This window comes from Bradyrhizobium sp. SUTN9-2 (assembly GCF_003122645.1).
Taxonomy (GTDB): Bacteria; Pseudomonadota; Alphaproteobacteria; order Rhizobiales; family Xanthobacteraceae; genus Bradyrhizobium; species Bradyrhizobium yuanmingense.
In genome coordinates this window covers 77,925-81,537 of sequence record NZ_LAXE01000001.1, presented here as the reverse complement: position 1 = coordinate 81,537, position 3,613 = coordinate 77,925, and the positions used below count along the sequence as shown (strand labels likewise).

4 protein-coding genes are annotated in these 3,613 nt (G+C 58.6%); 1 reads left to right on the top strand and 3 read right to left on the bottom strand.

All coding sequences use genetic code 11. The annotated features are described in order from the left end of the window. A partial coding sequence (locus XF30_RS00390) for an ATP-binding protein (protein WP_283811122.1) occupies window positions 1-629 on the bottom strand: 629 nt, incomplete at its 3' end. Next, entirely contained in the window at window positions 619-789 is a 171-nt protein-coding gene (locus XF30_RS00385) for a hypothetical protein (RefSeq protein ID WP_204524487.1), read from the bottom strand. The genes XF30_RS00385 and XF30_RS00390, both read right to left, overlap by 11 nt. Window positions 790-2,476: 1,687 nt before the next feature. On the opposite strand from XF30_RS00385, the gene XF30_RS00380 reads away from it, so the two are divergent. Then, entirely contained in the window at window positions 2,477-3,112 is a 636-nt protein-coding gene (locus XF30_RS00380) for a hypothetical protein (protein ID WP_109141611.1), read from the top strand. 5 nt (window positions 3,113-3,117) lie between these two features. On the opposite strand, the gene XF30_RS37960 is transcribed toward XF30_RS00380, so the two are convergent. Then, window positions 3,118-3,339 carry a hypothetical protein gene (locus XF30_RS37960; RefSeq protein WP_158284319.1) on the bottom strand — a complete coding sequence of 74 codons (222 nt, stop codon included), beginning with the start codon at window positions 3,337-3,339 and terminating at the stop codon, window positions 3,118-3,120. Window positions 3,340-3,613 lie beyond the last annotated feature (274 nt).

Genomic DNA, 3,613 nt, shown 5'->3' with positions numbered 1-3,613 from the left:
GGGAAGATGCGCCCCCATTCGCCGAATGGCTGATTGGCCGTGATCAGCAGCGAGCGTCGCTCGTAGCGGGAGGCGATTAGCTCGAACAGCACACTGGTCTCCGCCTGATCCTTGCTCACATATGTGATGTCGTCGAGGATCAGGAGGTCGTAGCGGTTGGCGATCGCCGACTCCAGCGCCAGTTCGCGCCGCGCTACCTGCAGCCGCTGCACCAGATCGGTGGTGCGTGCGAAGAGAACGCGCCACCCATCCTCGACGAGAGCCAGGCCGATCGCGGCGCCGAGATGAGTCTTGCCTCCGCCGGGTGGACCGAACAGCAGCAGGTTGGCGCCGGTCTTCAACCAGACGTCGCCGGCGGCGAGCGCCATCACCTGTGCCTTTGACAGCATCGTCACGCTTTCGAAGTCGAACGTGGCGAGCGTCTTGCCGGCAGGCAAACGCGCTTCCGCCACGAGATCATCATCGATCACTTCGATCTCTGACCACCCGAGTGCCGTCAGCCGGTCTCGCATGGCGTATTGGAGCGCGCTGCTCTCGCGATTGTGCAACACCTGATGGGCCGAAGACTGACGCACGTAAAGAATCGGCTTGCGCTCCAGATGATGAGGCCTGACCTTGTCAGAGATCATGATCGACCTCCTTCGCGGGCGGCGTCGCTGTCATCGCTGCATGGTCGAGGACCAACTGCGTCATCAGGCTCGTGAGCGCTGCCCGCTCTTCTGCGGGCAGATCTAGCCATGTGGGCGCGCCGATGGCGCCGTTCGACAGGCCACTCCCGAACAGATCCATCTGCTGCTGCGGCCGCGGTCGTCGATTGTGTCGGTATACGCTCCCTGGCACTGCCGTCTGCCGTGACATGAGTCTCTCCCCGATTCTGGTCGTGAGAGGCTCTGGATGCGCCAGAACGCAAACTCGGCGACCAAACCAGGGATGATGGCGATAAAGAACCTCGCGAAGAACGATCCTGTGGGCGTTCTTGAGCCTTGTTGTACAATTTCCAGCGCCCCCATCAGGCGCTGGCAAACCGCGCGCCGATGGCGGTCTGGCGGGCCGGTGTCACCGGCGCATTCGGCGAAGAGGCTGTGAATATGAAGCTTCTCGCAAGCGAGAAGCTTGGACAACGCTGCACGTTGCCCACATCCCCACAGCCACAGCAGCAAGTAAGAGTAGCGTAAACCTATTGGCAAGAACGAACGGCAGCAGCTCCACTTAAAAAACCGGACCCAGTGGTCCTCAGCACAGGTCCACTTCACTGATCGAGGCTCGTCCCGTCACCGATCACGGCCGCATCATCCAGACAAACGACAAGCGATATACCGTCGTTTATCAATCGGTGCGCGGAACGGAAGTTACGTTCACGATGGACGCCCCTTCCTTTAATGCCATGGAAGCGGAGCATTTGTCGAAATTGGGCAATCGCATAAGAGCCGTCGGATACCTCGAGCGCCGAACGAGGCGCGATTCGTTGACGCTCACTGAGCTTCCTCAGACGACTGCTGCGAAGTGATACCTAACTCGTGCTGACCTGGATCGGCGTCCTCGACTAGCCACGGCTAGTCTGCGTAACCAACCGAACCTGGTAGGTGCCTCGCGGGTCTCTCCGAGGATATAATTCGACAGAGTATTTGAAACAATGCAGGAGCAGATTCGAAAATCATTGATAGGCGCGTGCTCCTGTTTGCGCAGAAACTGGGGCCGACTAAGGAATACTTGAGACGAACGCGTCATGGCCGCTGATCCGAAAACCGCATCCCTCTACTCGCGAATGCAGAGCTACGGCACCCTGATCGAAGCGCCGCGCGACGTGCCAGACGCGCGCTTCGCGCTGCCGGCGACTGTCCACTGGATGCGCGCGCTCGCGATCGCAACTGTCGACCAAAAGCTCAACTTCGCTGCCGGTCGACGGTTCTACGCGAATGTTCACGCGCGCGGGGTACCAGATCTCGGGCGCGCTTCAGGTCCATCATCTAGCGCTCAGCCTGCTACAGAAATGTGTACTGCAAGGGGCCAGCTCGGCCCCTTACCCAATCCGGTAGATGAGGCGACCGCGTCAGGTTGCAAATCCCTCCCGGCGTGGACACGCGCTTCCGGAACCTGGGGAGAAGGACCTTATGGCGCGTATTCAACACATCATCACACTCCACAATGACGAATGGACGGTCGTCGTAGATGGCAAGCACTCCGCCCCATACGCTACTCAAAAGGAGAACAAGATCGGCATCACCGTGAATACTTCAACATCGATACGGGCAAAGCCGAAAAGGTGGCTTTAGATGACGCGGTGTTGTTCACGGAATGGGCTGTGGGGCACGTCGTCGACGGAAAATTCGAAGAAATCTACAGATACCCTCTGCCTGGTACTTCTTAAAGAGAAGGGGCAAGCCGCTTGAAGTTCCCCGCCTTTCAATCCGCTGAATCTGCACCAACGGTGCGAGCTGGAATCACTGCTTCCAATCACAGTCAAAGGAAACCTGATATGATCCCTATTGAGGAGTCCTTTATTCGAGCGATAACGTTGCTTGACGGACCAAAATCGACCGAGCAACGGGCTGAAACCGTCGCCCACCTGGATACTATTATAGCCTATGCACGCGACGATACCGAGGAGCGGCTAGCCCATAGTTTCAAAGCGATGGCCCTGAACCACCTCGACAGTATCGGTCAAGATACGTCGACCATTGTTGAGGAAAAAATGGAGCTGGCACTGATCGCCACCGAAGAATTGATTCTAGCTATCGTCGAACGCAACCGGCGGGGAATAAGATCCGAGAGATGCCCATGCAGGAACTTTGCAACTGGGCAATACGCCGGCCGGTGTCGCGATCAAATAAGCATGAGCGATGACGACCTCCACCAAAGACATGCACGCAGCGCCATCGGACCAAGCAACAACCTTCAAAGTCACGGCCCGCGCGTGACTGGAAGCCCTTCGATCGAGGAGTTCATGGTCTACTTGTTCGAGCCCGACGGCCATATAGTGCACTGCGTAAGGCTGATTTGCGCTGATGAGGAAGCGGCTAAACAGCGAGCACAGCAATTAGCCGAGACCAACAGGGTCGAGCTTTGGCAGCTCACTCGCAAGATTGCGAGCTATCCGTCCCGCGCGAACTGAGGCGCTTATTTTGCGCAATCCTCGCTCTTATAGGCCTGCGCAGCGTCCGGCGGTATGTCCACACTTGCCTGCGTAATCTGAGCGGCTTCACTGCAGCCTTCCGCCCTTGCGAATTCCCTTCGGCTCGGCCCTGGTTCAGCGACGCGATCGCCGATCTGGGCAGCAAAGATGCCGCTATGCAGATGGCCGGCACGTGGTGCATCGAACACCAAGGTCGCGGTCATCAAGGCGTGCCTCTACGATCCGCAGATCAATCGCGCCTGTGCGGAGATGGCCGCGCATTGCGGCACCGCCGTCTTTGCTGGCGCGGCCGCGCAAGCCGCGCGAAGAAGATTGCTTCATATTGCACCTAATCCTGACAGGGCCTGTACCGTGTGCGCGTGCGACCATAGACGAAGGCGCCGGCGTAGCGTGGATTGTGGAGCACCTGCAGGATGCGCGCATGATTCGGCGGCGCCCATAGGAGGTCTCCCTTGTTTGGACCTGCGCGCAATCGACGTG